At 34.7% G+C, this 4593-nt stretch carries 6 protein-coding genes, 1 tRNA gene and 1 pseudogene; 4 read left to right on the top strand and 4 right to left on the bottom strand.

Annotated elements, in window-relative coordinates; all coding sequences use genetic code 11:
* Positions 1-132, top strand: a pseudogene (locus GO685_RS03455) (IS982 family transposase); the annotation flags it as partial.
* A 184-nt stretch (positions 133-316) separates the two neighbouring features.
* Here GO685_RS03455 and GO685_RS03450 read toward each other — a convergent pair.
* From GO685_RS03450 to GO685_RS03435, 4 genes are all read right to left on the bottom strand, one after another.
* Positions 317-910 carry a hypothetical protein gene (locus GO685_RS03450; protein WP_175937585.1) on the bottom strand — a complete coding sequence of 198 codons (594 nt, stop codon included), beginning with the start codon at positions 908-910 and terminating at the stop codon, positions 317-319.
* An 18-nt stretch (positions 911-928) separates the two neighbouring features.
* A tRNA-Gln gene (locus GO685_RS03445) sits at positions 929-1003 on the bottom strand.
* Positions 994-1329 (bottom strand): divalent-cation tolerance protein CutA, encoded by a 336-nt coding sequence (cutA, locus tag GO685_RS03440; RefSeq protein ID WP_175937584.1) that lies wholly within the window; start codon positions 1327-1329, stop codon positions 994-996. The genes GO685_RS03445 and cutA overlap by 10 nt, the downstream gene beginning before the upstream one ends.
* Before the next feature lie 167 nt (positions 1330-1496).
* Positions 1497-2612, bottom strand: coding sequence for an actin-bundling T4SS effector WalE1 family protein (locus GO685_RS03435; RefSeq protein WP_175937583.1), 1116 nt, complete (start codon positions 2610-2612; stop codon positions 1497-1499).
* Between the two features lie 155 nt (positions 2613-2767).
* Here GO685_RS03435 and GO685_RS03430 point away from each other — a divergent pair, with 155 nt between their 5' ends.
* The 3 genes from GO685_RS03430 to GO685_RS03420 form a co-directional block, all read left to right on the top strand.
* Entirely contained in the window at positions 2768-2977 is a 210-nt protein-coding gene (locus tag GO685_RS03430) for a hypothetical protein (RefSeq protein WP_175937582.1), read from the top strand.
* Positions 2978-3051: 74 nt separating this feature from the next.
* A complete protein-coding gene (hflK, locus tag GO685_RS03425) occupies positions 3052-4086 on the top strand; it encodes an FtsH protease activity modulator HflK (protein WP_175937581.1) in 1035 nt (344 codons plus the stop codon).
* Between the two features lie 2 nt (positions 4087-4088).
* Positions 4089-4593: SPFH domain-containing protein (locus GO685_RS03420; RefSeq protein WP_246226406.1), on the top strand; the 505-nt coding region annotated here is incomplete at its 3' end.

Raw genomic sequence — 4593 nt, 5'->3', positions numbered from 1 at the left:
AACAGATTAGAAATTGAACATACTCGCCATAGATCTCCTATTAACTTTTTAGTTCACATTTTTTCTACGCTTATTTCATATTCTTTACAACCCAAAAAGCCCTCTATTTCCAGCTCTTTCTTTATCGGCTAATCCATAGTTAGCGTTAAAAGAACACAAAGCTTGGTAGAAAAACAGAAAGCAATTTCCTGGTTATCAGATTTTATTCAAGATTTTGTGCACACATGTGTATTGGCTGATTATGACCCGGTATATGTAAAAAATAAAATACAGCCAATTTTAAAAAGCCATATTAAAAAAACCAGATAAAGCTTTTTTAGTGAGACTTGCTCCTTCCACCGAAAAAGATATCATTGAGTCTTTTATCTATGGTTTCCTCTATATCCTTGACTAACAGTTGCCTTATCATGGCCACTTTTCGCCTTTCTTGAGCATGGCACTCATCATTGTAACCATAATGACTGCTACTGCTGTAGCTATTTTCGCTGCTATAGTTATAACTACTACCATTTGCTTTACTGCTGTAACTTGCTTTACCACCCCTTTTGCCTTTGATCATGAACCTGAGTATCTGCATTATTCTTTCCTTTAAAAAAGATTTCCAGCCGGTACTGAGAAGTAATCTATAGAGAAAATGTGGAGCAAGAAACGCTACTAATATTCTAAAATAAACTCCATAACCGAGGTCATCTTTGTTATCGTAATACCACTTGCAATATTCAAACAAATGGTTAAATGCATTTTTGAAAGAGCCAAATTCTACAGCATACCAAAAGCCATTGCTGAGAAACATGAACGTAACGCTGGATGCATAAAGATATATTATAAGGAGGAATAGCTTGACAACTATGTCCTTTAAGTTGCCCAGTATATAACTTAATAACCTTAATCTATAGAAAAGTGATATCATTTCACACTCTCTTCAATATGGCTGGGGTGGAAGGATTCGAACCTTCGCATGGCGGTATCAAAAACCGCTGCCTTACCGCTTGGCTACACCCCAATACTGCTTACATCAATAACATTATTAACCCAATTAGGAAAAGACTTATTTGTCTTTTCTATAGGTATTATTACAACAGCAGGTTGATCATAAGAATGCATTGCTTCGATTTTTTCTACAACTTTATCCACTTGATCGTTTCTGCTTTTCATAATTGCTACTATTTCACAACTACTATTAATTTTACCTTCCCATAAATAAAGAGAATTCACCTCGGAGAATATGTTTACACATGCAATTGATTTCTCGTTTAACAATTCTTCAGAAACGGTTTTAGCCTCCTTTAAACTTGCGAAAGTCGTATAAATCAAAACTAAACCACTCATTAGAATCTACATAAACGCATTGCTACTATACTATACTTTACTTAGATTCATTCATCAAGAGGAAATAGAAAGGACGTTACTCAATGAGTAACGTCCTTTTGGGGAAGTAGTAGTTTTACTTATTACCTGCTCCTGGGATTCCAATCCCTAGGTTGAAAGGTTCTGCATTAGATTGATCTAGATCCACGTAGTTTTGCAAACCTTTGCTCAAGCTCGTTTTGGAATACTTTCAAAGAAGGATCTTGTACTTTTGTTGGAGTAGAAGAACCAAAAGGATTAGGTGAACTTCTTTCACTATAATAACAACTGGTTGTTGGACTTTCAGACACCTTTGGTGGAGCAACTGGAGAACCATCAGTACTGTTAGTTCCCATAGAATCCAGCGAACTCATTGAATTGCTTTTTAATAAGTCGTAAGTTTTGCGTTCTCTAATAATCTCCTTAATCTCACTATGATGTTCAGAGAAAATGCTGCGTATGAAGTAACTCTCTTTAGGTAATGACCTTCGTGTTACCAAACCTTGCAATTTGCCTACACTCAAGTCATCAACAAATTTTTTCTGTCTCTCCCACTTTAGGGTTAAACCTGCATTTTCTACAAAATTATCCATAGATATAGAGCCAGTGAACTCTTTCGCCTTTATCTTTTCTTCTATTTTTGATGATATTCCAGAAAGTATACTCTTAACTAACTCGGAATTACCTTCTCCACTAGCAAAAATTGCCTTGAGATCCTCTCTTATTCCTTGAAACTTCTCTTTCTGTGGTGAATTAGGAACAAGTTCATCATTTATTCTGTCTAAATAATCCTCATTACCAGCCGCACGATATAACCTACCTGCTGCTGCTTCGAGCATATCACTTGTCTTTTCTTTTGTTCTTTCTTTTACAAAACGAGCACCTCTCTTCACTGAATCCTTAACATACACAGCACCATCTTTAGTTTTCCCGGCAGTATATTTCGCCCCTTTCCATGTCTTCTCTGCTGAACATTTGAGCCCTTTATATCCATATTCAACTGCTTTTACAGCAAAAAATAGAGTAAGAGCAACTGCTGCACCTGCTGTAGTAACCGGTAAAGCAACTGCCACAACCGGAAGCAATGCACCAAATATCACACCTACTGCAGTTACTGCTAACATTTTTTCCTTTGCATCTAAAGAAGAGAATCTATCAAACATGCTGCTCTCTTTATTCTCTTTGAATAACTTATTAAAAGTTTTAGTAAATATACTTAATTGTTTCTCATTAGAAACCATATTTGTTTCGTGATTCGTTATCATTTTAAACCTCACTATTAATTAAACATATTAGTATTGTACATCCTCAATTCTTAAATTAGTGTTAATTTGACTGTCAGTATGCGTTTACCTAAGGATAATTTTGCTTGACGCTGGTACAACAAGGATGAAGAGACTAGAGAGGATGCTGGAATTGTATGAGGTATAGAAAAAGATTGTTTCTTTTACTGGCCGCTGTAATTTTAGCGATTCTATTATTAAAAGATTATAGTGGTTCTCGCGAAAATATAGTGCACCTCAAAAACGACAACAATGAATTTAAAAGAAGACCAGAAAATTCCATAGAGTCAACCATATTAAATAGAGAAAAGGAAGTGTATGATCATGTCCTCCAATCTGATAATTAATTCGTAAATAAAATAGTCTTGCATTTTCCTGCTAAAGAAGTAATATTAGCGTATTAGTTATAGAATTAATCATTATGTTTGATGAGAATAATCCTTGGAATCTTGGAAAGAAACCAATAAGAAATAAAACTCCTAATAATGAAGATATTTTAAGTAAAATTATATTCGAGATAAGGTACTTTTTTAATGTCCTAACAAGAAACAGTGGCAAAAAGCCTTATTTAATTATTCTTGTTATTTTGTTCTTCTATACTTGCACTGGCTTCTATATTGTCCACCCGAGTGAGGAAGGTATAGAACTTACTTTTGGCAAATATTCTAACACAGAAACACCTGGTTTACGCTATCACTTCCCCTACCCTATTGGCAAGGTCTTTAAAGTGAACGTTAAGGAAGTAAACCGTGAAGAAATTGGGGTCAGCAGCTCTTATGGACGAGACACAGACCGCGGTGAAGGTGTGATGCTCACTGGAGATGAGAACATAGTCAACGTTAATTTTGAGGTCCAGTGGCGCGTTAGAGATGCTAAGGATTATTTATTCAAAGTGCGGGATTATACACCTGGTTTTAGTGTTAAAAATGCTGCAGAGAGTGCTATGAGAGAGATAATAGGTAAAAATACGATCTCTTTTGCACTTGGTCAAGGCAGACAAGAAATTCCTATAGATACTAGAACTTTACTGCAACAGATTCTTGATGGATATCAAATGGGCATAGAAATTTTATCTGTCCAAATGAAAAAAATTGACCCACCAGAAAAAGTAATTAGCTCATTTAGAGATGTGCAAAGTGCTCGTGCGGATAAAGAGCGTACTATAAACGAAGCATATGCTTATAGCAACGATATTATACCGCGAGCAAAAGGTGAAGCAATAAAGATAAAACTAGATGCAGAAGCATATGAGAATGAAATAATAAACGAAGCGAAAGGTAATGCAAATCGCTTTTTGTCTCTCTATGAAGAATATAAGCAAAATCCTTCTCTCGTTAAAAATCGTATTTACCTTGAAACTATGGAAAATATTTTCAGTAAAGTAGATAAATTTGTTGTAACTGATGATCTGAAAGGTATGTTTTCTTATTTACCTCTTGCAAATTTGGGAAAATAGTTATGCGCAGTAATATTAAAATTGCTTTTATTTCTGTATTCGTTGTCGTGTTAATCGCCTTGTTTAATTCAATGTTTGTGGTGCAAGAAACGAAGCAAGCAATAGTTATACAATTGGGTAAAGTGGTAAGAGATATTAAAGAAAGCGGTTTATATTTTAAGCTGCCATTTATAAATAACGTAGAATTTCTTGATAAGAGAGTTTTAGATTTAAGCCCTGATAAAACTCCAAGAGAAGTAATAACTGCAGACCAAAAACGCATCATAGTAGACGCCTATGCAAAATATAAAATAGTAGAGCCTATCACTTTTTACCAAGCTGTGAGAAGCGAATCAGGATTAGTCAGAAGACTATATCCAATCATAGAAGCTCACATAAGGGAAAACATAGTAAAATTTTCATTAATTAGTTTGTTAAATGAAAAGAGATCAGAAGTTATGCAATTAATCCAGCGCGGAGTTTATTCTGAAGCTAGAAAATTTGGTATAGAAATAATAGATGTAAGGA

Origin of the sequence: Wolbachia endosymbiont of Madathamugadia hiepei, assembly GCF_013366855.1 — a bacterium.
In the GTDB taxonomy this organism is placed as follows: Bacteria; Pseudomonadota; Alphaproteobacteria; order Rickettsiales; family Anaplasmataceae; genus Wolbachia.
The sequence above is the reverse complement of the archived record's forward strand: the minus strand, read 5'-3'. Positions and strand labels throughout refer to the sequence as shown.